A 25,676-nucleotide genomic window follows, 5' to 3' on the forward strand; every position below is an offset into this window, starting at 1 on the left:
AAGAGATATTGTAGTCAACTGTTCCTTGATAAACCGGACAGCCTGACGAATGAGCGGGGAAGAAGAAAGCAGCTTCCCTCTGACAAAAGGAGAAGCTGCTTTGCTGTACGTTTTCCTAGAATGACATGCTGCCGATTCTTTCTTCCACAAGCTTGACGAATTCCCCATGGTGAAGCAGATGGCGGATGTATTCGATATCTGGATAAAAATATCGGTCTACTTTAACCGTTGGGACCATGCTACGAATTTTTTGGTAGACGGCCTCCGTGACGGGCGATGGCTTCAACGGCTTATGAAAATCCAGTGCCTGCGCCGCGGTCATCAATTCAATCGCAAGGATGTACTCCACTTTTTTGGAGATGTGATACGCTTTCTTGGCCGCAAAGTACGCCATGCTCACCTGATCCTCCTGATTGGCACTCGTCGAAATGTTGTCAACGGTAGAGGGATGTGACAGCACCTTGATTTCCCCGAGAAGCCCTGCTGCCGTATATTGCGGAATCATATAGCCGTTGTTCAACCCTGGATTGGCTACAAGAAAGCTTGGGAGCTCGCTATGATGATGATTCACAAGCCGATCGATTCGCCGCTCTGCCATTTTTGCCAAATTGGCCATTGCAATACACATTGAATCACTGTACATCCCCACATAGGTCCCATCAAAATTCCCTCCCATCAGGGCGATGCCATCGTCGTCCTCTGGGTAAATAATCGGATTGTCACCGGTCGATGCCATCTCATTCTCAATCACTTCCCGAGCGTCCTTGAGCAGCTTTTTGCAAGCCCCGTGCAGTTGGGGAATACACCGCAAGCTGAGCGCATCCTGCAGACGGTGGCTTTTGTATGCCTCTGCGATTTCACTGCCTTCGAGGATGTGCAGGATCGTTTTTGCCGTCGCGGATTGTTCGTCGTGTTTCTTCACAGCATGCAATCGCGGATCGCACGCTTTTATCGTGCCTTTTAATACTTCAAGAGACATCGCCCCCGCCACATCGGCTGTTTTGACGGCTTGACTGGCATTGTACAAGGCTAACGTTGCAAAAGCGGTGACCGAGGTGGTCCCGTTGATCAAAGCCAGCCCTTCCTTGCAGCCGAGCTCAATCGGCTGCAATCCCGCTCTGTGCAAAGCCTCTTTTCCTGCCAGCAGTTCTCCTTTATACCATGCCTTCCCTTCCCCGATCAGCACAAGCGCCATATGGGCTTCCGGTGCTAGATAGCCGACAGAGCCTTCGCCCGGTGCAAACGGAGTGATCTCCTCATTGAGTAGGCTGGCGATCAGCTGAAGCACTTCCAACCGTACGCCCGAGTAACCTTGTCCAAGACTGACCAGGATCATGAACTGGATGGCCCTTACGATCTCCTTCTCCAGAGGCTCTCCGACGGAAACCGCATGTGAGCGAATAATGTTGTGCTGCAATGTCGTGGCGTCTTCCGGGGAAATCACCTCAGTGACGTTTTCGCCAAACCCGGTAGTTACGCCATAAATAAGCCGATTCTCCCGCAAAAATCGTTCAATCAGGCTTCTCGATGCCGCCACCCGATCACAGTACTGTTGCGAGAAAGATACTTTTGCCTTGTAGCGGGCCACCGCCACCATTTCTTCAACCGTAACAGGGCCCTCACCCAGCACCACGTGTGTAAGCTCGCTTGGATAACAATGCGCTTCTTGTCCCATCGTAAACCTTCCTTTCCATTGTAACGATCGGCATTCCTCTCCTGGCAATGACCTAGAAGAGGACCAAATGATCCTGACTGTTTTTTACATACTCTTTGTTTTCTATAAAGGCTGTCCCTCATCGTATAATAGGTTGCTGGCTTCATCCAAGTCCAATGATTTGGTTTCCGGCGCCCACAGGATTGAGACGATGGCGCCGACCACCAAGACAATTGTCATGGCAATCATAGAAACGCCAACCCCATATCCGTTTAGCACAACAGGTAGCAAAAACGTACCAATTGCAGACCCGACACGGCTGACTGCGGTGACCAATCCTACCCCGGAAGCACGAATCTCTGTAGGAAAGAGCTCTGCAGGGTACACGAGCGTCAGGTTGGAAGCCGCCGACATGACAAACGTAAATATGGCAAAACAGATAATCAGAAAAACCTTGTGCGTGTTGTCTATGATGCCAAGCGGCAAGAGCGTGATGGCCAGAATTGCAAACGTGTAAATCGTAAACCCTCTTCGCGAAAACTTCTCCATCAGCCACAGCCCCGCGATTCCGCCGAGCAGCAGGAAGCCGTTCAGCAGCAAGTCAATCAGAAAACTTTCCTCATACCCCATGCTGCTGAGGATGATCGGCAAGAAGGTGTAAATCGCAAAATAAGGAATTACGTTGCAGACATAAAACAGACTGCCAAATGTCGTGCGCCTCCACAATCTTTTGCTGAAGAGATCGCGAAAACCGGGTAGCTTGTCCAATGGTGTAACGTCTTCGATCACCGCATGCGGACTTACGTATTTCTTCACAATTTGCATTGCTTCTTCCTTGCGTCCCATGCTGATCAGCCATCTAGGCGACTCCGGCGTACCGATTCGCAGCACCAATACGATGAAAGCAGGGATGGCAGCACTGGCAAGCATCCAACGCCATGATTCGGGACCCATTTTTTCCAAATAAAAACCGACCACATTGGAGATCACGTATCCAACCGTCCATATCACACATAACGAGGCAAGCAGGAAGCCTCGATACTTTTTCGGGGAGAACTCGGCCAGCAGCGTCGAGCCAACCGCATAGTCACCACCAAGGCCGATACCAATCAAGATCCGCAATATGAATAGAGTGAGCGGATCATTGACCCAGAACTGCAGCAGGGAAGCGACACCAATGATGAGGAAGTTGGCCAGAAATATTTTTTGCCTACCAATCCGATCTGAAAGCCAACCGAGCACCAAGCTGCCGATAAAGAGCCCAATCAAGGCTGAGCTTCCCAGAAGCCCATTCCACATGGGACCGAGATTCATTTGCGTGCCAAGCAACGTGAGCGCCATACCGATAATGCCAAGGGCATACCCATCCGAGAAATTAGAACCAAAGGTGAGCGCGGTAATCCGCAGATGAAATTTGTTCAGCGGCGCATCATCCATGAGAAATGATTGCGTGTGATGTGTGTTCAAACGTACCCCTCCTTTAATGGAATAAAATGTAATTACTTGTTGAAATAATAAATCGATTAAAGGCGAGGAAGCGCTTTCATTGAATCGAAAACAACTTTCTTCCTTCGGATTTCCCGATAATTCCCCCAGCTTGTACGCATGTTATTGAGCCGTTAAAAAAAAGGTTAAATCCTTATCTTATGATACAAGAATTTAACCATAAATTTTCTATGGTAGATTTACTTTTGATGCTGTGCTTTTCGCTGCATAAACCCTGTCAAAAAGGTAAGCATCACATGGACTCCTGCCTTCACCGTAACCTGAGCGATATCACGATACGGGTCAAGGCAGACAATATCCATCGCCTGAACAAGCGGATGGCTTCCAGCCAGATAAACCGCTTCAAACAACTCATCCGTACGCATTCCCCCAGGAGTTGCAGCCGGAACCCCCGGCGCATAAGCGATATCTAGCACATCCATATCGACCGTGAGATAAATGACATCGACTTTTCCACTCAGATCATCCAATGCAGCTTGAATCGTAGAAACAATACCTTTTTCTCTCACCTGACGCAGGGTGACATACTGAACCCCTTTTTGATCTGCATATTCTTTTAATGATTTCGCGTTATAAAAACCATGCAGCCCTACATTCCACACGTCCTCACCAAGGATCGTACCGCTTTCGATCAAATTGCGAATTGGCGTTCCATTGCTTGGACCGTTATCCTCAAGACTACGTAAGTCAAAATGAGTATCCAACTGCAAAATTCCAATACGCTGCTCGGGATGAGCCTGTTTCCAGCCTTTCACAAGCATCGCCGTAATCGAATGATCTCCTCCCAGCATAATCGGAAGTGCATGCGCATGATGCTGGCGCATCGAAACCATAGCGTCTGTGATCCACTGATGAGAAAGAGGAATATCGGTTACATGCTGGCGTACGTCTCCTAAATCCAAAATACGCAGCGGAGTTAAATCGATATCATACTCAAGATGGTATGGATTAAATGCTTTCCATGCCTGGCGCATCGCCTCCGGATTTTCACTTGCCGCTGATGCGCTAATAGATGAACGGGACAGCGGAACCCCGAGGATGGTTACATCCACGGAGCTAAAATCCACTGTTTGTTCCTCACTAGAGAGAGTACGAATCCATTCGTTTACTTTTGGCTCCGCCCCTTGTGCGGCGGACCAGCGAAACGAAGGCGGCTTAAGCTGGGGATACGGATACTTCATGAGTCAAACTCCCTTTCTGCACCACAATCTTCCCTGCTTTAATAACAGTATCTACAAGATTCACGCCGTAGTTATACTGCATGTACGAATAGTTCGGTGCGTCAAATACGACGAGATCAGCTACTTTTCCTTTTTCGAGGCTTCCTACCCGGTGCGCCTGTTTAATCGCATGCGCCGCATTAATGGTAGCGGCAACGAGTACCTCAGCAGGTGTCATTCCCATCGTTAGACAGCCGAGATTCATGATGAACGGCATCGATTCACTCGGAGAAGAACCAGGATTCCGGTCTGTAGACAAGGCAACGGCTACGCCAGCGTCAATCATTTTCCGTCCATTGGCAGCCTCTGCCTTCAAAAAGAAGGCTGTACCTGGCAGCAAGACCGCAACCACTCCTTTTTCCGCCATCTGCCGGATTCCTTCATCAGATGCCCGCAGAAGGTGATCGGCCGACACAGCTCCCAGACGCGCAGCCAGTTCCGCCCCCTGATACGGTTCAATCTCATCCGCGTGAATTTTCGGAAGCAGGCCATGCTCCATTCCCGCGCGTAAAATTCTCTCGGACTGTTCCGGTGTAAACACACCGTGTTCACAAAATACATCATTAAACTGAGCAAGGCCGCTTTTTGCAACTTCCGGAATCATCTCATTTACGAGAATATCAACAAAACGATCCGGGTCGTGTTTATACTCAGCAGGCACGGCATGTGCGCCCATAAAGGTAGAGACGATATCGATTGGATGCGTATCCTGAAGTCGCTTCGCTACATGAAGCTGCTTCATTTCATGTTCTAACGTTAAGCCGTATCCACTTTTTGCTTCCAATGTCGTTACACCGTATTGCAAAAAGCGATTGAGACGCTGGTACGCTTCCTCATATAAATCTTCTTCACTGGCAGCCTGCGTTGCGCGCGTTGTATTATGAATGCCGCCGCCTGCATTCATAATCTCCATATATGTCTTGCCAGCCAGGCGCATTTCAAATTCATTTTCCCGACTTCCGGCAAATACCAGATGAGTATGCGGATCAATTAGCCCTGGTGTCACTACTTTTCCTGATGCATCGATCACATGAGCTTCTTGCATACGATCCCGATAAAAAGCAGTCACAACCTCATCCCGATCTACCATCTGGATGGAACCGTCTTCAATCCAGACGGCTCCATCTTCAATAATGTGTAAAGTGCTCATGGCTGTTCCTGTTACCGGTTGTGCAGATGTTCCTTGAAGTGTAACAAGCTGGGCTGCATGACGAAGCAGAATCGGTTTTTGTTTCATCATAATCCTCCTTAGCTTCGTAACATCGGAATATGAACGCCTTTATTTTTCGCTGTTTCAATTGCCAGTTCATAGCCTGCATCTGCGTGACGAACAACTCCCATACCCGGGTCTGAAGTTAATACGCGTTCGAGGCGTTTTTCTGCCGCTTCTGTTCCGTCAGCTACAATAACCATTCCGGCATGCAGGGAGTATCCCATACCTACACCACCACCGTGATGGACAGATACCCAGCTTGCGCCACCTACCGCATTAATCATAGCGTTAAGGATCGGCCAGTCAGCTACAGCATCACTGCCATCACGCATTGCTTCTGTTTCCCGGTTTGGCGATGCCACGGAACCGGAATCAAGATGGTCACGTCCAATTACAATCGGTGCTTTTAATTCACCGTTGCGTACCATGTCATTGATGATTTTCGCAAAACGTGCGCGTTCTCCATACCCTAACCAGCAAATGCGGGAAGGAAGTCCCTGGAATGCGATGCGTTCCTGAGCCATTTTGATCCAGCGGCAAAGGTGCTCATTATAGGCGAATTCGCGTAAGATCACTTCATCTGTTTTGTAAATATCTTCTGGATCACCAGACAGAGCAACCCAGCGGAATGGTCCTTTCCCTTCACAGAATTGGGGACGAATATACGCCGGTACGAATCCTGGGAATGCAAATGCATTTTCTACCCCTTCGTCCAATGCAACCTGACGAATGTTATTGCCATAGTCAAAGGCAACCGCACCTTTTGCCTGCATATCTAAAATGGCCTGAACATGTACAGCCATGCTCGCCTTAGAACGCTTTACATACTCTTCCGGATCAGCAGCACGAAGCTTCGCCCCTTCTTCCAGCGTCATGTTTGCAGGCAGGTATCCATTTAAAGGATCGTGCGCTGATGTCTGATCGGTAATAACATCCGGGATAAAGTTTCGCTGAAGCATTTCCGGCAAGATTTCAGCCGCATTTCCTAAGAGACCAATGGAAAGGGCACGCCCTTCTTGTTTCGCTTTTTCCGCAAGCTCAATCGCTTCATCCAGCGTTTCCACGAGTACATCGCAATAACGAGTTTCGATACGTTTTTCGATGCGTGTGCGATCCACATCAATTCCGATCACAACCCCATCATTCATCGTAACCGCTAACGGTTGAGCGCCACCCATTCCGCCTAACCCTGCTGTAACTGTGATGGTTCCTTTCAGACTGCCGCCAAAATGCTGTTTCGCACACTCTGCGAATGTTTCATACGTTCCTTGCACAATCCCTTGACTTCCGATATAAATCCAGCTGCCAGCCGTCATTTGTCCGTACATCATGAGACCCTTTTTATCAAGCTCATGGAAATGATCCCAATTTGCCCAGGCTGGAACTAAATTCGAATTTGCAAGCAGCACACGCGGAGCATCTGGATGAGACTTGAACACCGCGACCGGTTTTCCAGACTGTACAAGCATCGTTTCGTCATCTTCCAGGTTTTTCAGTGTGTGAACAATCGCATCGAAGCTTTCCCAGTTACGAGCCGCTCTTCCAATTCCCCCATATACAACAAGGTCCTCAGGCCATTCTGCAACTTCCGGGTCGAGGTTGTTGAAAAGCATGCGCAGCGCTGCCTCCTGAACCCACCCTTTTGTATTTAACTCCGTTCCGTGTGGAGCTCGGTATACTCTTTTTTGTCCTGTTGTTTTCTTCAACTTTCGTCACTCCCTTGTTCTTTTCTTACTCTTATTTTATTAAGAACGACGAATAGAAAGTAGAAGAGTGTTTTTGTAAATCATGAATGATTCAGTATATTGATATCGCTTTCTTTTTTTAATTCTGTATATAAACTGGATTTTTATTTGTTTTTCTGGATTATCTTTTTATTTCTCCAAAGGCGAGGAGAACAGCCGGTACACTCCTTAAATAGGCGGCTAAAATAATTAGGATCATCGTATCCGACCGCAAAGGCAATTTCGCGTACGGTCAGAGAAGTGGATGACAGCAAATGCTTAGCCTGCTTAACGCGCACATCCATGAGATAGTGGCGGAACGTTTGCTCTCTTTGGGTCGACAGCACATGGCTGAAATAGCTCGGGCTGCGTTGAACATGGCCAGCTACTTCCTCCAGACTTAGAGTAGAACGATGAAAATGCTCATCAATGTAGCGGAGACCTCTCTCAATAAAGTCACCATGGGCATTCTCCTTCTGACTCTGCGCCTGTTGAATAATATCAAAAATAAACAGCAGCACTTCTTGTACAATTCGAAATAGCACCGGCATATGCAAAATGGTTTGGAAAATCTCCTGATAGCGAATTTCCATTTGCGATATCTTCTGGAGCTGATACGTTTGCATAAAGCGCCGCAAATGAGCAAGAATGCTGGTCATCCGAATCCGTAGCAGTTCAGGTTCGGGAAAACCCTGCGGAAATTCAGTGAACTGCTCATACATCCAGCGTTTAATGGCTGCTCTGTCTCCTTCTTCAAGCATGGCCATCCATGCCCGCTGTTCAGCAGGGGTTAAAAAAGGATCGATTTCAAGGAAAGCAGGCGTATCTTGAATTTGCACGATTTGCTGATACCCCTTAAAAAAAATCATGTTTAAAGCCTGTAATGCTTTTTCGTAGCAACTATGAGCGGTTAAGGAGGAGTACCCGATAGACGAAAGAACAATAAACAATCTACTTTCCTGTCTCCTCGAAGCTTCTCTTTCCATACGTCGTGCTTCCTGATGCATCATTTCGCTTGTATAAGAAGGTAACAGGCAAACAATATGCTCACGTAATGGCAGGATATACGGCTGCTGTGCAAATGAATAATTCTCTAACCATTCCGTAAGCTCTTTTATCTCCTGTTTATCTTCCGGCTGCACGATCATCATGCTCATATCGTTACCCATCGTTACTTCCGTATCAAAAAATAGCGAAGCATACTGCCTTTGCAACGCTTCCTTCTCTATCTCCACGTCTGTTACCATTCGTTCTTTTTTTCGCTGCTTGCGAACTACTTTTGTAATGATGGGTCTGATTTGATCCGGCGATAATGGTTTGACCAAAAATCCCGCTGCTTGTAATTGAGTTGCTTGCCAGGCTCTTTCAAAAACGGCTTCTGCTGTTACGGCGATAACAGCACCTGCATACTTTTCGATCGCCTGTATAAAAACATCCCAACCGGTAGAAGGAATCATTTCAAGCTCTACAAAAAGCACATCCGGCTTATACTCTTCTAGCTCTTTCATAAGCGATACCATATCTACAGCCTGGCGGATATCCGTAAATCTTATCGAATATGAATTCATCAGCCATTCAATTCCAGTCCGTTCCGTTGAATCTCTGTCAGCAATAAGCAAACGCATAGAATCATCCTTTCCCCATCTATATCGGAGATTACCGTTTTGGAGGTCTCATTATATTCATTAATAAAAAATGCTTGCTCTTATGATACTAGCAGCTAATTCATCGTGATTACATACCTTTACTTTTATGGTTTTGCATAAATTTTCCGCGTTTACAATCATTACGTCACCTTTCTCTAAAACCAAAACCTCATTTTCATCAATGATCGCTCGAACGCTTCCATTGACACAATAAAAAGCTTCAGATCTTTTTGCACCTTCCCTACTATATGCAGGATCTAACACTTCATTATGGATCCCTTTTTTGATATGAATAGCGTGAAGTTCTCCACTGCACCCTTCTGCTAACATCAAATTAAAGTCCTTTACTCTACCCATACTTCGGGTTGTCCAGTCCCCGCTAAAGCGATCCTGTTCAAATGGCTTTAAAAGCACCTGATGCTTCCCCTCATGTTGAAGAAACATTTCCCCCTCCATGATCATAATGATTCTTTGGATGCTTGGAAGAGGCGTAAATACGGATTCTTCCACTTCAACATCTGCGGAACTAATCCGCCATTTGAAATCACGTTTCGTATAATCCGCATCTTCAGGATAAATTGCAAGTTGGGTTGTGATTCCACCTGACCAAAGGCTTGTTGTTTGTTCATTTTTTCTCATCATTTTTATTGAATAGGACAACTTATTATCCCCCCTTGATACTTTCTGCCATAAATATAGACTTCCATTTGATTATATAGATTATTATTCGATTTCCATTTGAGCAGCAATACGAGTTGCTATGGAAATACTGTAATTGGCTATTGTAGCTTCTACAGACTTATTTGTACTCCTATAAAATATTCTGTTCCCCTTTTCGTGACAAGTAAAAACATCCGTTCAACCATAATAAAAGGGCTATGGATTTTCACCAATAGCCCTTTTGACCAACATTTAATCAGCATTTCCAACAAATTGAGTCGTTTCGATTTCGTTCGTTGTCTGCTCGCCTTCTTGTTTCTTTTTTATACGTAAGAAGTAGTAGAGGTAGCAACCAGCCATAAATGGAACCCCACAGTATAGAGCCATTCGTTGCTCTGCATCAAATGCCATGCTAATAATCACAATTGAGCATAATACGGTGCAAAGAATAGGCACGAACGGATAAAGTGGAGTCCGATACTTTAACTCATCCAGTTTACCTCCCTCTTCGAGAAAGCGCTTACGAAATAGGTATTGCGAAACACCCACTCCCAGCCACACGACAATACCCGCCAGACCCGCAATCGAAACAAGCAAGACATAAAGAGTATCTTCCGCTACAAAGCTGGACAAAAGTGAAAGGCAGGCAACCGCGAGAGTCGTGATCAAAGCGTTAAGCGGTATTTGTTTTCTGCTTAGCTTTCCTAGGAAAGGACTTGCCATTCCATCACGCGCTAATCCCCATAACATACGTGAACCCGCATAAAGCCCCGAATTCCCTACCGAGAGTACCGCAGTAAGAATAACAAAGTTCATAAAATCAGCGGCATACGGAATCCCAACTCCATCGAAAACCATGACAAATGGACTTTCGATTACACCGGCCTTGCGCCAAGGAATTAAACCAACTAGTACAATCATCGAAATCACATAAAAGAACATCGTGCGCCATGCAGTGGCACGGATCGAACGTGGGATCGTTTTTTCCGGCTTTTCACTTTCACCTGCGGCTACACCGATCACTTCAGTCCCTTGGAACGAAAAAGTAACAGCAATCATTGAAAGAAATACAGCGCTAATTCCTTTTGGAAACAGCCCACCGTCATTTACAAAGTTGGAAAACATAGGAGCGGGCTGTCCTTTTATAGAGATAAAGCCAAACAATACGGAACTGCCCACTACGATAAAGAGAATGATCGCAACAACTTTAATACTTGAAAACCAAAATTCTGTTTCAGCAAAACTTTTTGCCGAGAATGCATTCATCAAAAATAACGAGACAGCAAACACGATACACCACACCCATACCGGTGTCATCGGAAACCAGCGCTTCATTAACATTCCGGCAGCAGTAAATTCCACGCCCACTGTAACCGCCCAATTAAGCCAATACATCCACCCGATCGTAAATCCAGTGGCAGGTCCTATATATTTACTCGCATATGTTTGGAAGGAGCCTGCTACTGGCATAGCAACAGCCAGTTCACCCAGGCAGAGCATGACAAGGTACATGAGGAGGCCTCCCGCGGCATACGCGAGAACGGCTCCTCCTGGACCTGCTTGATTAATCGTATATCCAGCACCAAGGAATAAACCTGTACCGATTACTCCGCCAATCGAAATCATAAATAAATGTCTGCTTTTCATGGTACGCTGTAATTCGTGCTGATTCCCGTTACCCATATAAATATCATCTCCTTTACCTAATTTTTCTGTATCTATTCCAAAGTGTGCTACTCATTCCGTACGATTTATACAGTGAGTTCCTTAGGAGTTTGTTTGATTACCTGGTTAACGTCTGTTGCTTTTAAAAATTGGTCAACAGCGTTGATATCCTTAGAAAAAATACGATCTTTTGTCATTGCCGGAGTAACGGTCCGCGCCATTGTATGGAATTGCTTAGTTATCGATGCTGTCTTCTCTACACCGCGATACTCAACCGCCTGGAGCGCGCATATTAATTCGATCGCCAGCACCTTACGGCAATTGAGAATCACTTGATACGCATGACGCGCACCGATCGTTCCCATGCTTACATGATCTTCCTGGTTGGCGGATGACGGAATCGAATCTACGCTGGCCGGATGGGCGAGTGTTTTGTTTTCAGAAACAAGTGCTGCTGCGCAATACTGCAAAATCATCGCCCCTGACTGTACACCTGGCTGTGGGCTCAAAAACGGTGGCAGATCATTCAACTGCGGATTCACAAGTCGCTCGATACGTCGCTCTGAAATATTCGCAAACTCAGCCATGGCAATCGCTAAAAAGTCCATCGCAAAGGCAATCGGCTGGCCGTGGAAGTTTCCGCCTGAAATCACCTTTTCACCGTCATCAAAAATGAGCGGATTATCTGTAGCAGCGTTGATCTCAATTTCCAGCTTTTCTTTCACGTAATTAAGTGCTTGCCAGGATGCCCCATGTACTTGTGGAATGCAGCGAAGCGAATATGCGTCCTGCACACGAAGTTCCCCTTGTCGGGTAATCAGCTTACTATCAGCTACGTAGCTGCGAATGCGCTCTGCTACCGCGATTTGCTCCGGATAGCCGCGTACGATTTGTACTTCTTCTGCAAACGCATCGATGATGCCGCGCAATCCTTCCAGCGTCAGCGAAGCGATTAACTCTGATTGATACGCAAGCTGCTCCGCTTCTAAATATGCCACAACGCCCATCGCTGTCATAGCCTGCGTTCCGTTAATAAGAGCCAGCCCTTCCTTCGCTGTTAGCACAAGAGGCGTAATTCCTTCTTTCTGTAGTGCAGTGAGTGACGGAACGATTTCTCCTTTATAAAACACTTCCCCTTCTCCAATAAGAGCGAGAGTCAAATGAGAAAGAGGCGCTAAATCACCACTCGCACCAAGCGATCCTTGCTGAGGCACGACAGGGTGGATCTGCTTATTTAACAGGGCAAGCAAGCAGTCAATTACCTGACGACGTACACCGGAGTGTCCTTTAAGCAGAGCATTCGCTCGCAACAGAAGCATTGCCCGCGATACGATTTCCGGAAATGGTTCGCCAACGCCGCAAGCGTGACTCCGAATCAAATTGAGCTGCAAACTCTCTACATCTTTTTGATCAATCACAACATCACTTAGTTTGCCAAATCCTGTGTTAATTCCATATGCTACGCGATTTTCTGCCACAATTTTTTCAACGGCTCGCCGACTAGCATCTACACGTGCTAAACTTTCTGCTGAAGCTACCACCTTTTCATTATCGTACAAAACGGCTTTCACATCCGCCAATGTGAGTGAATGTCCTTTTACTGTAATCATCTGTTCCAGCCTCCTTTTTTTATACAAAAAGGGGACTGCATACACTTAAATAGAGCGAAAAAATCGCTTTCTTTAAGAAATATGCAGCCCCCTGATTTCTACTTACCAACTATGGGCTATTCATATTCAATCGTCATACTGTCTAACACAACACACAATGAAGCGCTTACAAGACATAGTACATACCACTACTTAGCCTTTTGCAAAACTATTATTCTGGACTAACTCCTTATGCAAACGACCAACTTTCTACTGCGTACCATTATCCAACTTCATTATGACTATTTTTAATATACAGAAGAGTTATAAAACAGTCAAGTGGTTATTTATCTAAATATGATTAATGCCAAGCCCTAATGTTTCGTGTTCCAATCCTCTAACAGGAGCTCCTATTGTTCCATAGAGCGCAACTGCAACCCACTCGTCCTCCCGCTCTTGATCATACGGCCTTCCTCTCACAATCGCAAAGTTTAATCCAACAGTACGAAGCACGGTTCCAAGTTGAACCTGTCCCCTGGTTACCCCTTGCATGGCTTCAAGAATGGCATGGTACAGCGAATGTGTCTCACGGTAGAACGAACCATCAATGATTGTTTTTTTCGCAGCTGTTTCCACTGCAGCAACGACCTTATGGGCATCCATCGAGCCTACTTTTCCCTTACAGAACTGGTAACCTGCATGTTTCAACTGTGCTAATAGAAAGCTTTCTGCTTCATGATCGCCTTCTTCCAGAAGAGCCAGCTGCATTGCCATCTTCCCTATTCGACGTTCAATGTATAAGGACATATCTGCACACTCCCGCGTTTTGGATTTGCTTACTTCTTACTCTATTGCCTCAGCCTTTTTTGGTACATATTATAATGTATCTCATCACTTCATTCCATCCAGCATTTATTTCCTATATTCCTTTATTTTTATCGTAAAACAAGTACAAAAAGCCTCCGATTCGTTTCCGAATAGGAGGCAGTGAGCGCTACAGTAACAAGCAATCATACACCTTTTTCATCTTTCAACTTGTTCGATTTTCAGGCCAAAAATCTGAGGCGGTTCGATTCCGTTCATCTGAAGGTATGTGGACAGTTGACCTCGATGATGAATCTCATGTTCTGTCAGTGCCATCATGATTCTCCAGGAGCTTACTTCATGTCCATGTAAAGTTGGAACCTTTTTTTCCAGGAGATCATTTCCTAAGGTCAATAAGCCATCCATTAATCTTGTATGACAGGCTTCCATGTACGGAATGATTTCCTCGATATTGTCTCCTTTGCTGCTTTCATGACCGGGGTAGCTCCATTTTCCATGCTCGAATACACTCAAAAACATAAGCTCAGAGGAAGCTAGGTGGCGCAGTATATCTCCCGTTGAAAATTTATCCTCCGCTGGTTTCCATTCCAGGATTGAATTCGGTACAACCTTTACATACTTCATGGTACGCTTGCGTAATCCGTCTAGAAACTGTGCAAATTCCTCTACATTATGGATCATACATACCCTCCCTATTATAAGGTTGATGACACGTATATTCATATTTCAGGCTTTATATCGCAAATCCTTTTTTGCACAGGAAAAAATTTCTCATTACTTTCTTGCACTAATATCCCGCCTGCAAGATATGGTCAAGCCAATGGACTTATCTAAGCAAAGTTCGTATTCCCGCATATAGAACGAAGAGAACATGAAACGCAGAAAAATACCAAAGTGGCCTATACAGAAATCGACTCAAAATGACAATACTCCAACCAAATAGAAGGATAAAATGGATGTAAGCAAGAACGAAGATGTACAGAACGATACCATTCACAATCATTAATATATATAAAAATGATTGTATTTCAAAATTGCCATCTATAAAATATAAATAAAAATAAAAAATAAGCGTATTTTTAATTATAAAAATATCAACTCACGTCTATATTACTAAAAAGAGGTGTTATTATGGGATATGAGCTACTATCTAAACTTTATTATAAGGATACAAATAAGTATGCCACCGAGTATGAAAAACGCTTATATAGTTACGGCACTATAAGGTTGCCCTTTCAGCTTAAACCATATAAAAACAAGGAAGAATTCGTATCTTTTTATGTAAATCATCCTGAACTCGACATACTTCATGACCAAATTAGCAAACAAAGCAACCGTATTCAATCTATCGTGAATCAGTTACCTCCTATTGCAGTCCAACAATACATTCGAGCTAAATTAGTCGATGAACTTTTAAGCACGAATGAAATCGAGGGCGTTCGAAGCACAAAGGCAGAAATGGAAACCGTACTTGAAATCGTCGTCCGACAAGAAAGCTCCCGAAAACATAAAGCCAGACACCTTAGCCTGATGAAATCATACGCTGCTCTTTTAACAGAAACCCAAACCACGCTTGAAAGAATTGAACAGATCCGAAGTATATACAATCATTTAGTACAAGAAGAAACCGAACCAGAAGATCAACTTGATGGAGAGCTCTTTCGAAAACAGCCTGTCGATGTGGTAACACAAACCAATAAAGTTGTGCATCGCGGTGTCCATCCAGAAGAGTCGATTAAAACTCACCTGCGAAACTTGATCCATTATTTGAACGAACATCCCTCTCCTATGCTGTACAAAATTGCAATCTCGCATTATCTCTTTGGCTATATCCACCCTTTTTACGATGGAAATGGTCGTACATCAAGATATATCAGCAGTATGTATTTGCTCCATGACCTGGACCGACTTACCGCATTAACGCTGTCTTATTCAACGAACAAAGTAAAACAAGCATATTATGAGGCCTTTACCGAATGTGGCAATCCCCATAACAAAGGAGAGCTAACATTTTTTTGCGAGACCTTTTTTCATATTATCGATAAAGCACAAAATGAGGTACTAGCTGAACTCTCAGAAAAAAGGGTACGAATGGAATCTCTTGATCATATGGTTCAACAGCTCAACATTACAGATGAAATCAGCGAAAACATCTTTTTCATACTCGGTCAAAATTATATTTTTGGAATTGAAGGAAAGGGAATGACTCTAAAGGAACTTGTAGCCGCAACAGATAAAACCGAGTACCTTGTTCGAAAATCTCTTGACGAGCTTGATCAAAAAGGGGTACTTGTATTCCTGAAAAGAAAGCCCATCGAGGTCACGTTGTGTGAAACAGCCGGTGCTCAACTCAGATAAATTTTTGAAGAAATGAGAGATAGAATGCGTGAGTTTTCTTTAGATCTTTTGTCCAATCCAAAACCTTTATTTTTTCAAATTTATAGCTATTTCCAAGATGAAATAGTACAGGGCCAATTACAATATGACGCTTTTCTTCCCTCCATCCGAAGCTGTGCACAATCGCTTAAGGTGAGTAAAAATACGGTAGAGAATGCCTATCACCTTTTAGTGTCAGAAGGATACATATGCAACATCCCCAAAAAAGGGTACAAAGTAGTGTATCAAGGCGAAAAGAGCATTCATGATCACGTATCTATTTCAGATGACTCTTATAACCAGCATATACATCTCGATTTTCGTTATGGAAATATTGAGCTTGCTGCATTCCCTTTTAATCAGTGGAATAAAGTGCGTAACACATTTGTAGCTAATAATCAAAGTGATTATATGGTAGAAGGGAAATCACAAGGAGAATACATCTTACGGAAAGAACTATCAAGATTACTGTATGAATCGAGGGGAGTAGTATCTAATCCCGAGCAAATTATTATCGGCTCTACTCCTCAGCAACTTGTATCTCTTTTATGCCAGCTTCTAGAAGCAGATAAACATATAATTGGAGTAGAGAATCCTGGATACGATGGGGCAAGGAACACTTTTTTAAACCACGGTTTCCAGGTTCGTGCGATTCCTTTGACTGCAGACGGAGTTTCCCTAGAAGAACTTGAAAAAAGTCATGCCGATGTTATGTATGTAAGTCCTTCTCAGCAATTTATGAATAAGATGGCTATGTCTCAAGAAAAAAGACAACAACTGATTCAGTGGGTCCATTCGAATACATATATCATAGAGGATGACTATGAATGGGAATTTAAAGATGAAGATGGTTATGTACCCTCCATTCAAAGTCTATATCCCGAAAAGGTAATTTACATTGGAAGAATTTCAAAAGCGTTATTACCAGTCTCAAATCTAAGCTACCTGGTACTTCCTTACGATGCACTTTCCTTATTTTACGCAAAAGTGCCAGAATACGATCAACCTGTTCCGAGACTTGATCAATTAACTTTTTCACAATATTTATCTGACGGCTATTGGTATAAGCATTTACAAAAGATGCGAAAACAATATGAAGAGAAACGGAAAGCCTTTTTCGAAGCTATATCACATAGTATGGGGAATTTAATAGAAATCGAAGGGAAAGATATAGGCCTACACGCTTTCCTAACTGTCAAAACAAATAAAACGGAATCTGAGTTAATCGGGTTAGGCTTAAAAAAAGGCGTTAAAGTTTATGGAACATCTAGATATTGGTTTCATCGGACAGATAGGTATCCAACTGTACTGCTCGGTTACGGAGCTTTACATTGTAGTCAGATTTATAACGGCATAAAATTACTAGCGGAAGCTTGGTTTGAATCCGTTTAATTTCAGCTTGTCCTACTCACTTTATCCATTCTGTCCCTTTAACCGTAAAGAAGTTCTGTTTACTATGTATGTACATCATACTTATTAAGGTGGGTAGATACATGAACTTTATTTTTGATATGGATGGAACCATTTGCTTTAAGGGACAACCCATTTCGAAGAACATTTTAGATCTTTTATTAGAATTACAGGAATCCGGTCATTTTGTTGGATTTGCCTCTGCACGACCTTGCCGTGATATGCTGCCGGTTTTAGATGACCGATTTAAGAACCATCTTTTAATCGGCGCGAATGGCGCGATGACGTATTACCAAGGAAAGCCCCGCTGCTTTACTCCTATTCCTACTAAATTAGCTGAAGAAATAGTAAATATACTAGATGATTATCATGCTAAATATCTCATTGATGACAAGTGGAACTATGCTTTCAATTTGAAACAGCAGCATCCTTTTCTTATGAATGTAGATCCGCATAAGTTGGCTAATCATGTAGCAATTGATCAAATTGAGTCTTTCATTAAAATTGTTGTGTTATCTTGCACTAACTTTGCAGCATTATCGAAAAGAATGGCACAGTTAGATGTCACCATTCATTATCATTCTGCTGAAAGTATTTTAGATATCACATATAAAGATGTGAATAAAATGGCCGCCCTAGAGCAATCCGGTCTCTCTCTAGAACCGTTTGTTTGCTTTGGAAATGACATGAACGATCTCCCGTTATTTCAAAAAGCTCACCATTCAGTAGTAATCGGTGAATATGAACCTCTTCTTATGATAGCAAAAGATCAAATTTTGGCTGATGAAAAAGTCGAACAAAATATTATATCGAAGCTACAAGAGCTTAGTACCGTATTTGTTTAACAGAGCAATTTTATAATTTACGAGAGGTGAGAGAAAATGATGAATCAGTCCTTGGAGAAAAACCACTTATCCCTGCGCGATGCTGAAAAGAAGGCAGAAGAGCTATTCAGAGCAATCGAAGAAAAAGGCATTCTACGTGGTGGTGTAACGGAAAAACAAATCAATCAAGAAATTTATGAGTTGGCCTTCCATATGTTCGGAATTAAGAAATATTGGCATAAACGCATTGTGCGAGCTGGAAGGAACACCTTATATCCTTATCGTGAAAATCCACCAGATTTAACCGTGTCGGAGGAAGATATTATCTTTCTTGACTTTGGTCCCATCTTTGAGGACTGGGAAGCTGATTTCGGTCGGACATACGTTCTTGGAGAAGATCCAATGAAAATAAAGCTGCGTAATGATCTTGAACAAGCTTGGGAAGAGGGAAAAGCCTTCTTTCAATCCAATCCAACTATTACAGGCAGTGAACTTTTCGCATTTGCTTGTGATCTCGCGAAAAAGTATGGATGGGAATTCGGAAGCCCAATTGCAGGTCACCTCATTGGTGAGTTCCCTCATGAACAAGTTCAAGGAGATGAAGTTGAAAACTATATTCATCCCGATAATCCAGTTCCCATGAGAGAACCTGATAAGAATGGCCAGCCACGAGATTGGATTCTAGAAATACACTTTATTGATCGAAAACTGGAAATCGGTGGTTTCTTCGAGCAGTTATTAACAGTTGAATAGATTGTATAGTTTAGGAAGAATGATAAGAATGACTCTTTATCGAAAAGCAAGCTAAAATATGTAATCACGATACCTCGTTCGATATTAACGAGGTATCGTTCTATGAAATGACTGGTGCTCCACCCAGATAAATATTCACTCTATAACACAGACAACGGTAGACCAGGAAGAGTAGCTGGTCTACCGTTGTGCCGTCATATTCTTCATTTTTTTACAAAACGATAGACGATGTATCCAATCAAAACGATAAAAACAATCCCCCCGACCTGAGATAATGCTCTCATCGGCTCAAAACTTCTTCCCATTATTCTCTCCCCCTCACTTTGCTTCGGCATGTGAATGGTTTCTGTTTGCTTATCCCATGTAATCGTAAGCGTCCATTCATCATCTTCCAAAGCTTCTAGTGGACATTTACTACAGCTTCCTCCAGCACGGATTTGAAGATCATGGTCCAATGTTGCAAGTCCACTGCTTGATAAAGGAAACTTGTCATTGTTCTTGATTTCATATTGAACCCTGCCAACCTTTTCAGGACTTTGTCCTTTGTATGTAATCACGTAACGTTTTGTTCTGTTTTTATCTTCGCTTATCGGCGGGCTAAACTGTAAGACTGCTTCCCAATTTCGACTTTCTCCTCGAAAGACAATGCCATTGTCTTGTTTAGAACAAGATGTGAGAAAAACCAGGCTGATACAGAAGAATAAAATATACAGAAGACTACTTCTACCGACAAAAGGCTGGCAGGTCCCGAATCGAAGCTTAATTTTTTTCTACTAAACATGTGCCCTCCCCATGCATTACTCTCTTCCCTACCTAGAGATAAATAGTTTTAGCAAATAGAAATGGAAACAGTAAAAAGTTAATACTCCCATCATAATCCAAAAACTAACAAAGAACCAGAAGCAGGAAAAAACAGAGCGCCCAATCATACAGCAAGGACCATACTGGAACATCCTTTTTTGCACAAAAAATACCCGTTATTTTAACGGGTAGAAAATGCCTACAAGCGAGTAAATAATAACTGTCGAAAATAAAATAGTCATATGGAAAAGCGAAAAAACAAACAGCGCTTTTGCCCATTTCTCCGGGTCCATCCTTTTATAACCGGCAACGCTTAAGACAAGCCATGCCACACTTAAAAGAAGTGCGACTAGCATAATCCCAACGCTTAAAGAACCAAAAAGAAAACTTACCGCAATTAAAATCACTAAATAAATATTCGTTTGTATATATGTTCGTTTCACACCTTTAACTACTGGAAGCATAGGGATATTTGCCGCCTCATATTCAGTGTGCTTACGAATCGCTATCGCATAAAAGTGCGGCATTTGCCAGATAATCATAATCAAAAAAAGCCCAAGAATTGCAGGGTGCGTTATGTCTGGATGAATAGCAGCCCATCCTATGAGAGGTGGCATGGCTCCAGAAATACTTCCCACCTCAGTATTATAAATCGTTCGACGTTTACTCCACATCGTGTATGGGACTACATAAAAAAACAAACCGAGAAATCCTAAGAATGCCGCTAGCGGGGTGGCTAGTCCCAATACCACTAGTCCAAGAATGCTCATCACGATTCCAAGCCATAATACAGACTTCGGCTTTATTGCACCGGTCACAGTTGGTCTATGCTTGGTTCTCTCCATAACCGCATCAATATCACGATCGTACAAGTTATTAAACGCACCTGCCGCTCCCATTACTAACGTCGAGCCAAGCAACGCAAATATGATTTCGGGAAGTTTAGCAAACAAACTGATCTGATATGTATATAAAGCCAATGTCAATCCTGCAAACATCGGAATCAGGTTTGATTTAATAATCCCGGTTTTAACGGTTTGTGCCAAGATGTTTGCTGCAGTCTGTTTTGATGTGGGTAGAGAGGCTGTTGGAACATTTGTATCTTTCCTTGCAACACTTTTCAACGGTACCATCTTTCCTTTATCTTTATTTTAGATTCACAGGAATTTTCTATACTTCTTAGAATCTATATTCTAAGTGGTATATTAATTGTATATGGTACAATTGTAAAGAAAAGGAGAAGAACTAGCAAGAAACACGACAAATGCTCCTTGAATCAGCTACGGAAACTTTTGCTCAACTTGGTTTTCACGGAGACTCTGGTAATAAACAGCAAAGGCTGCACCCTATATATAGAGTACAGCCTTTGCTATTTATGCTAATTTAAAAATGGCCACTTCTTGTTTCAGGCGTGCAGCAATCGTAGATAACTCTGTAGAGCTGGCTGCAATTTCTTGTACCGTAGCAGACTGTTCTTCAGCTGCTGCCGCAACTTCCTGGGAAGATGCCGCAGCTTCTTCAATAACAAGAGAGATCCCCTGGATAGAAGTGAATACTTCTTGAGAATTCTGCTGTATTTCTTTAAAAATCTCTTGTACTTGTTTTGTATCTTTTTCGGTTTCTTCTACATTTTTTACAATACGACCTAACGCATCTCCGCCCCGCTCTATAATGTGTACCTGATGATGAACCGCTTCTAGGTTCTTCTCCATTGTTTCTATCGTCGTAAATGTTTCGGATTGAATATGGTTAATCAATTCCGTAATTTGTCCAGCAGCTTTACTTGATTCTTCCGCTAACTTTCGTACCTCATCTGCCACAACAGCAAATCCCTTACCGTGTTCCCCAGCACGTGCAGCCTCGATAGCCGCATTTAGTGCCAGAAGATTCGTTTGACTTGAGATGTCTGTAATAACCGTAATAATATTTCCGATTTCTTCTGATCGTTTTCCCAGTTTTTGAATCGAATCTGTAGCAAGCTCTACCGTTTCTGTGACCGTATCTAAATGCTCAACAGCATCACGAATAGCTGTATTTCCCTCATGAGAAAGCGTGGTAGAAGCGCTGGCGTTTTGCAAGGTTTTTAAGGCTTGCTGATTCCCAATTTCCACCTTCTCCTTTGTAGTATTCATTATTTTTAGAATCGTACTGGTTTGATCTGCTTGTTGGGAAGCCCCTTCTGCAACATCGTTAATCGTAGCAGCCACCTGTGCAGAACTCTCCCCTGATTGCTGGGCTGCTTCAGAAAGTTGGAAAGATGTTGCAGATACTTGTTCAGCACTAGCATTAATCGAGGAAACAACCTGACGTAATTTCACTACCATATCGTTAAAATGTGTAGCTAATTCACCGATTTCATCACGATTAGCTACTTGGACAGCTTCTAAACTTAAATCCCCTTCAGACACACGCTTCACGTTTCCTGTGACTAATTTAAGTGGACGAGTAATATTACGAGTCAGCAGTAAGGAAATGGCAAGGCTACTAACAATGGCAACGATCTCTAGAATGATAATTAGCAATTTTCCATTTGTATAAATATCATTTGCTTCTGTAGCTGCTTTATCAGAACCAGCGTTATTCAGTTTAACGAGCGCATCAAGATCGTTTTGCATCGCAGAGAAAGAGGCAGCAGATTGCTCTCTTAGTTGTAAAAACAGATTAGTATCTCCTATTTTTGAATTCATGATCTTTTGATGAATATCTTGATAAGCTGCCCATTCTTTTTTTAGGCCCTCAAAGTTTTTTCGATCTTCATCTAAAAAAATGGTTTTTTCATAACTAGCTAATGTTCCCTCGATTGTAGCCAAGGTTTTGTTCATTTGTTCTGCTAGATTTTTTCTTTCTTCAGGGTTCGTAGAGTCCATAAACTTTAATTCCTGTGTGAGTACATGCTCAGTTAAAAAGTTAATATTATTGATAGAAGCAACTCCAGGCAACCAGCTTGTGTTAATTTCATCGGCTTTTTTGTTAATGTCATTCATTCGAAGCAAGGCGTTTACCCCTAAAAATAAAATGATCAAAAAAATAGCCAGTGAAGATAAAAGTAGTTTTTTCCCAACCGACATTTCCCTTCTCCCTCTCTCTTATGAATTCATTAGTTTGTATTTTCTATATCTTTAGTATAAAGCTTTTTTCCTAAGATAAAAGTACCACAAACGAGGAGGTTAATCTTTATTTTTTATTCGTTTTTTTGTTTTTTTATATTTTCTTAACAATATTTTATAAAATTAAAGACTATTCCTGTACATAGAATAGTCTTTAAGTCATATATTCATTACCAGACATGGGTAGATTTTCAATGAAGAAGTTGCCATAGCTTCTTCAACGTTTCCTCAGTTTCCGACATGTGCACCGTGACGATTAAATCGGGCGCATCACTTACCTGAAATGAGAGATGACCGAGAACGAGTTCTCCTACTTGTGGATGGTGAAGTACCTTTCTTCCTTCCGGTGTATCCAGCACATCATGTCGCAGCCACCATTCTCGAAACTCTTCGCTCTCTTTCGTTAGTTTATCGATCATTTCCGCCCACCATGGCTCATCGATATACCTTCCATAGCCAGCACGAAACTGGGCTAACCGTCTTTGGGCATGTGCCTCCCAATCATCCCCCAGAAGCTTCCTCATGTACGGTGATGTGAACGCTCGCCATAGGGAGTTTCGCTCTAACTCCGACATCGTATTATAGTCTCCAAAAACTTTGCACGCAGCCTGATTCCAGGCTACAAAATCCCACTTAAGATTCGTCACATAAGCCGGATTTGGGTCCTGATGGTTCAAAAATTTTTGTAAAGCTGGACTTACTTTGCTCGGGTTGTCCGTTTTTTCAAAAGGCATTTGCTGCCTAGCTAGCAGGAACAGGTGTCGTCTTTCACTGCTACTCAATTTTAGTACCTTCGCCAATTCCTCTAAAAAATGCGCGGATACATTGATATCCCGCCCCTGTTCCAACCTGGTGTACCAATCTACGCTAACTCTCGCTAACTGCGCTACTTCTTCGCGTCTTAAACCCGCTGTACGCCTCCGACTTCCCGAGGGTAATCCAACCTGTTCAGGAAGAAGCCGGGCACGCCTTGTTTTAAGAAATTCCCCCAACTCTTTATGACGCACCGCATCAGGATTTTTCATTACAACCTCCATGTTGATCTACATAAAAAGCCTAGGAGTAATAATCCTAGGATAAGTCCTTTTCTAGCTACCCTTCTATTCTCATTTTATATTATACCTGCTCCTACTAAATGGACGAAAAAAATCAATCTTCGTAAAAGGACGGTAATAATATGCAAAAGAATTTTACTAGACGGGATATCGAATTCAACGCAGATGGCATCATTCTTCGCGGGTGGCTCTATGTACCCGAATCCAATGGTCATCAAGTTCCTGCCATCGTAATGGCGCATGGTTATTCCGCTGTGAAAGAAATGTATCTTGACCGTTATGCAGAAGTATTTGCCCAAGCTGGGCTTGCAGCGTTAGTTTTTGATTATCGCGGTTTTGGCGCAAGTGATGGCACGCCTCGTCAAGAAGTTAATCCTTGGCAACAAATTGAAGACTATCGTCATGCTATCACATACGCGAGCATGATGCCTGAAGTAGATAAAAATAGAATCGGCGTGTGGGGATCAAGTTATAGTGGAGGACATGTTTTGGTTGTAGCTGCCACAGACCGACGCGTGAAATGTGTAGTTTCTCAAGTACCTACGATCAGCGGTTATCAAAGCGCTCTACGTCGTGTACCTGGGGAAGCAGTAGAAAAATTGTTACATTCATTTGCGGAAGACCGTGTTCGTCGTATGAAAGGCGAGAAGCCCCAAATGCTTTCTGTAATTCCACATGAAGCAGATGGAAACGCGATTTACACGATGCCGGATGCTGTAAAATGGTATTCCGAAGGTGGAGCACTAGCTCCGGGTTGGCGCAATGAAGTGACATTACGTTCTGTAGAGTTTTCAAGATCTTATGAACCTGGTATCTACGTTTCAAGAATCAGTCCAAAGCCGTTACTTATGATCGTTGGCGAAAAAGATTATGTTACGCCTACTGATCTGGCCCTCGGAGCTTATGAAAATGCGTTACAGCCAAAAAGGTTAGTATTGTTGTCAGGCGGACACTTTGATCCGTATCTAAATAATTTTGAACAATCAAGTACAGAAGCCGTCAAATGGTTTAGTCAACATTTGTTGAAGGAATCATTTACAAATTAAAGACTTGTTAAAAAATGTATTGACACAAAAATAATTAGGAGCCATACTATATGTATGACCAACGATCCTAAAATAATAAATGACAGTACCGCTATTCCCTCGCTTGCACAATCCAAGCGCCAGATTGAACGCTATAACCTAGATGTAGATGCACAAGCTATACTCGTCGCGTCTAGGCTAATGGCAGCGGGAGCCAAGCTTGGACATGCTGCGGAGATTCATTTCTCCAGATTCGGTTTATCAACAGGGCGCTATCGTTTACTGGCGGACCTTGAAGATAACGAAGGAGAAGAATTACCCTCGCAATTGGCGGAGCATCTAGGTGTTACACGTGCTACAGTGACGGGTCTTATCGACACGCTTGAGCGAGATGGCCTCGTATCCCGGCGACCAAGTTCACACGATGGCCGTCAGAAATCGGTCATTTTGACGGAGAAAGGGAGAAAGAAGCTCTGTGAAATGGCTCCTGAGCATTTCGCTCGTCTAGAAGCAATGGTGGGCTCACTCAGTATCGAGGAACGTAGTGTATTTCTCGATCTGCTAGGCCGAGTTACACAAGGCATCTCGGCACTTACGGATGAACCAGACAAACCAAAGTAATA

At 43.2% G+C, this 25,676-nt stretch carries 21 protein-coding genes; 6 read left to right on the forward strand and 15 right to left on the reverse strand.

Annotated elements, in window-relative coordinates; genetic code table 11:
• Nucleotides 1–115: 115 nt before the first annotated feature.
• From hutH (CB4_RS00480) to CB4_RS00530, 11 genes are all read right to left on the reverse strand, one after another.
• A complete protein-coding gene (gene hutH, locus CB4_RS00480) occupies nt 116–1,723 on the reverse strand; it encodes a histidine ammonia-lyase (protein ID WP_231956105.1) in 1,608 nt (535 codons plus the stop codon).
• A 54-nt stretch (nt 1,724–1,777) separates the two neighbouring features.
• A complete protein-coding gene (locus CB4_RS00485; protein ID WP_231956106.1) occupies nt 1,778–3,121 on the reverse strand; it encodes an MFS transporter in 1,344 nt (447 codons plus the stop codon).
• Between the two features lie 218 nt (nt 3,122–3,339).
• On the reverse strand, nt 3,340–4,341 hold the full coding sequence (locus tag CB4_RS00490) for an agmatinase family protein (RefSeq protein WP_096463112.1): 1,002 nt from the start codon (nt 4,339–4,341) through the stop codon (nt 3,340–3,342).
• A complete protein-coding gene (hutI, locus tag CB4_RS00495; protein ID WP_096463113.1) occupies nt 4,316–5,617 on the reverse strand; it encodes an imidazolonepropionase in 1,302 nt (433 codons plus the stop codon). Before hutI ends, CB4_RS00490 begins: the two co-directional genes overlap by 26 nt.
• 11 nt (nt 5,618–5,628) lie before the next feature.
• Nucleotides 5,629–7,299, reverse strand: coding sequence for a urocanate hydratase (gene hutU / locus CB4_RS00500; RefSeq protein ID WP_096463114.1), 1,671 nt, complete (start codon nt 7,297–7,299; stop codon nt 5,629–5,631).
• A gap of 143 nt (nt 7,300–7,442) precedes the next feature.
• Complete coding sequence (locus CB4_RS00505) at nt 7,443–8,942, reverse strand: helix-turn-helix domain-containing protein (protein WP_096463115.1); 1,500 nt, start codon at nt 8,940–8,942, stop codon at nt 7,443–7,445.
• Between the two features lie 60 nt (nt 8,943–9,002).
• Entirely contained in the window at nt 9,003–9,605 is a 603-nt protein-coding gene (locus CB4_RS00510; protein ID WP_096463116.1) for a HutD/Ves family protein, read from the reverse strand.
• A gap of 270 nt (nt 9,606–9,875) precedes the next feature.
• A complete protein-coding gene (locus CB4_RS00515) occupies nt 9,876–11,306 on the reverse strand; it encodes an amino acid permease (RefSeq protein ID WP_096463117.1) in 1,431 nt (476 codons plus the stop codon).
• A gap of 68 nt (nt 11,307–11,374) precedes the next feature.
• On the reverse strand, nt 11,375–12,898 hold the full coding sequence (hutH, locus tag CB4_RS00520; RefSeq protein WP_096463118.1) for a histidine ammonia-lyase: 1,524 nt from the start codon (nt 12,896–12,898) through the stop codon (nt 11,375–11,377).
• A 330-nt stretch (nt 12,899–13,228) separates the two neighbouring features.
• Nucleotides 13,229–13,684: a histidine utilization transcription antiterminator HutP gene (gene hutP / locus CB4_RS00525; protein WP_096463119.1), complete on the reverse strand. Its 456-nt coding sequence runs from the start codon at nt 13,682–13,684 to the stop codon at nt 13,229–13,231.
• 216 nt (nt 13,685–13,900) lie between these two features.
• Complete coding sequence (locus CB4_RS00530; RefSeq protein WP_096463120.1) at nt 13,901–14,383, reverse strand: DinB family protein; 483 nt, start codon at nt 14,381–14,383, stop codon at nt 13,901–13,903.
• 450 nt (nt 14,384–14,833) lie between these two features.
• On the opposite strand from CB4_RS00530, the gene CB4_RS00535 reads away from it, so the two are divergent.
• The 4 genes from CB4_RS00535 (at nt 14,834) to CB4_RS00550 (ending at nt 19,065) form a co-directional block, all read left to right on the forward strand.
• Complete coding sequence (locus tag CB4_RS00535) at nt 14,834–16,060, forward strand: Fic family protein (protein ID WP_096463121.1); 1,227 nt, start codon at nt 14,834–14,836, stop codon at nt 16,058–16,060.
• Between the two features lie 12 nt (nt 16,061–16,072).
• Nucleotides 16,073–17,470 (forward strand): MocR-like pyridoxine biosynthesis transcription factor PdxR, encoded by a 1,398-nt coding sequence (gene pdxR / locus CB4_RS00540; protein ID WP_231956107.1) that lies wholly within the window; start codon nt 16,073–16,075, stop codon nt 17,468–17,470.
• Nucleotides 17,471–17,571: 101 nt separating this feature from the next.
• On the forward strand, nt 17,572–18,333 hold the full coding sequence (locus CB4_RS00545) for an HAD-IIB family hydrolase (protein ID WP_096463123.1): 762 nt from the start codon (nt 17,572–17,574) through the stop codon (nt 18,331–18,333).
• A gap of 39 nt (nt 18,334–18,372) precedes the next feature.
• On the forward strand, nt 18,373–19,065 hold the full coding sequence (locus CB4_RS00550) for a M24 family metallopeptidase (RefSeq protein ID WP_096467571.1): 693 nt from the start codon (nt 18,373–18,375) through the stop codon (nt 19,063–19,065).
• Between the two features lie 203 nt (nt 19,066–19,268).
• Here CB4_RS00550 and CB4_RS00555 read toward each other — a convergent pair whose 3' ends face one another.
• The 4 genes from CB4_RS00555 to CB4_RS00570 form a co-directional block, all read right to left on the reverse strand.
• The gene (locus tag CB4_RS00555; protein WP_096463124.1) at nt 19,269–19,622 is read right to left on the reverse strand and encodes a hypothetical protein; all 354 of its coding nucleotides are present in this window, start codon (nt 19,620–19,622) and stop codon (nt 19,269–19,271) included.
• A gap of 420 nt (nt 19,623–20,042) precedes the next feature.
• On the reverse strand, nt 20,043–20,915 hold the full coding sequence (gene cyoE, locus CB4_RS00560; RefSeq protein WP_231956223.1) for a heme o synthase: 873 nt from the start codon (nt 20,913–20,915) through the stop codon (nt 20,043–20,045).
• A gap of 324 nt (nt 20,916–21,239) precedes the next feature.
• A complete protein-coding gene (locus CB4_RS00565; protein ID WP_096463126.1) occupies nt 21,240–22,934 on the reverse strand; it encodes a HAMP domain-containing methyl-accepting chemotaxis protein in 1,695 nt (564 codons plus the stop codon).
• A 230-nt stretch (nt 22,935–23,164) separates the two neighbouring features.
• Complete coding sequence (locus CB4_RS00570) at nt 23,165–24,010, reverse strand: helix-turn-helix transcriptional regulator (RefSeq protein ID WP_231956108.1); 846 nt, start codon at nt 24,008–24,010, stop codon at nt 23,165–23,167.
• Between the two features lie 140 nt (nt 24,011–24,150).
• Here CB4_RS00570 and CB4_RS00575 point away from each other — a divergent pair, with 140 nt between their 5' ends.
• Complete coding sequence (locus CB4_RS00575; protein WP_096463128.1) at nt 24,151–25,074, forward strand: alpha/beta hydrolase; 924 nt, start codon at nt 24,151–24,153, stop codon at nt 25,072–25,074.
• 54 nt (nt 25,075–25,128) lie between these two features.
• A complete protein-coding gene (locus CB4_RS00580; protein WP_096463129.1) occupies nt 25,129–25,674 on the forward strand; it encodes a MarR family winged helix-turn-helix transcriptional regulator in 546 nt (181 codons plus the stop codon).
• The last annotated feature ends 2 nt before the right edge of the window (nt 25,675–25,676 follow it).

This window comes from Aneurinibacillus soli (assembly GCF_002355375.1).
Taxonomy (GTDB): domain Bacteria; phylum Bacillota; class Bacilli; order Aneurinibacillales; family Aneurinibacillaceae; genus Aneurinibacillus; species Aneurinibacillus soli.

What these genes read in the sequence shown, in the direction of transcription:
- CB4_RS00490 (WP_096463112.1), bottom strand. Translation starts at nt 4,341, where the DNA reads ATGAAGTATCCGTATCCCCAGCTTAAGCCGCCTTCGTTTCGCTGGTCC.
- hutI (WP_096463113.1), bottom strand. Translation starts at nt 5,617, where the DNA reads ATGAAACAAAAACCGATTCTGCTTCGTCATGCAGCCCAGCTTGTTACA.
- CB4_RS00505 (WP_096463115.1), bottom strand. Translation starts at nt 8,942, where the DNA reads ATGCGTTTGCTTATTGCTGACAGAGATTCAACGGAACGGACTGGAATT.
- CB4_RS00510 (WP_096463116.1), bottom strand. Translation starts at nt 9,605, where the DNA reads ATGATGAGAAAAAATGAACAAACAACAAGCCTTTGGTCAGGTGGAATC.
- CB4_RS00515 (WP_096463117.1), bottom strand. Translation starts at nt 11,306, where the DNA reads ATGGGTAACGGGAATCAGCACGAATTACAGCGTACCATGAAAAGCAGA.
- hutH (WP_096463118.1), bottom strand. Translation starts at nt 12,898, where the DNA reads ATGATTACAGTAAAAGGACATTCACTCACATTGGCGGATGTGAAAGCC.
- hutP (WP_096463119.1), bottom strand. Translation starts at nt 13,684, where the DNA reads ATGTCCTTATACATTGAACGTCGAATAGGGAAGATGGCAATGCAGCTG.
- CB4_RS00530 (WP_096463120.1), bottom strand. Translation starts at nt 14,383, where the DNA reads ATGATCCATAATGTAGAGGAATTTGCACAGTTTCTAGACGGATTACGC.
- CB4_RS00535 (WP_096463121.1), top strand. Translation starts at nt 14,834, where the DNA reads ATGGGATATGAGCTACTATCTAAACTTTATTATAAGGATACAAATAAG.
- pdxR (WP_231956107.1), top strand. Translation starts at nt 16,073, where the DNA reads ATGAGAGATAGAATGCGTGAGTTTTCTTTAGATCTTTTGTCCAATCCA.
- CB4_RS00545 (WP_096463123.1), top strand. Translation starts at nt 17,572, where the DNA reads ATGAACTTTATTTTTGATATGGATGGAACCATTTGCTTTAAGGGACAA.
- CB4_RS00550 (WP_096467571.1), top strand. Translation starts at nt 18,373, where the DNA reads ATGAATCAGTCCTTGGAGAAAAACCACTTATCCCTGCGCGATGCTGAA.
- CB4_RS00565 (WP_096463126.1), bottom strand. Translation starts at nt 22,934, where the DNA reads ATGTCGGTTGGGAAAAAACTACTTTTATCTTCACTGGCTATTTTTTTG.
- CB4_RS00570 (WP_231956108.1), bottom strand. Translation starts at nt 24,010, where the DNA reads ATGGAGGTTGTAATGAAAAATCCTGATGCGGTGCGTCATAAAGAGTTG.
- CB4_RS00575 (WP_096463128.1), top strand. Translation starts at nt 24,151, where the DNA reads ATGCAAAAGAATTTTACTAGACGGGATATCGAATTCAACGCAGATGGC.
- CB4_RS00580 (WP_096463129.1), top strand. Translation starts at nt 25,129, where the DNA reads ATGACCAACGATCCTAAAATAATAAATGACAGTACCGCTATTCCCTCG.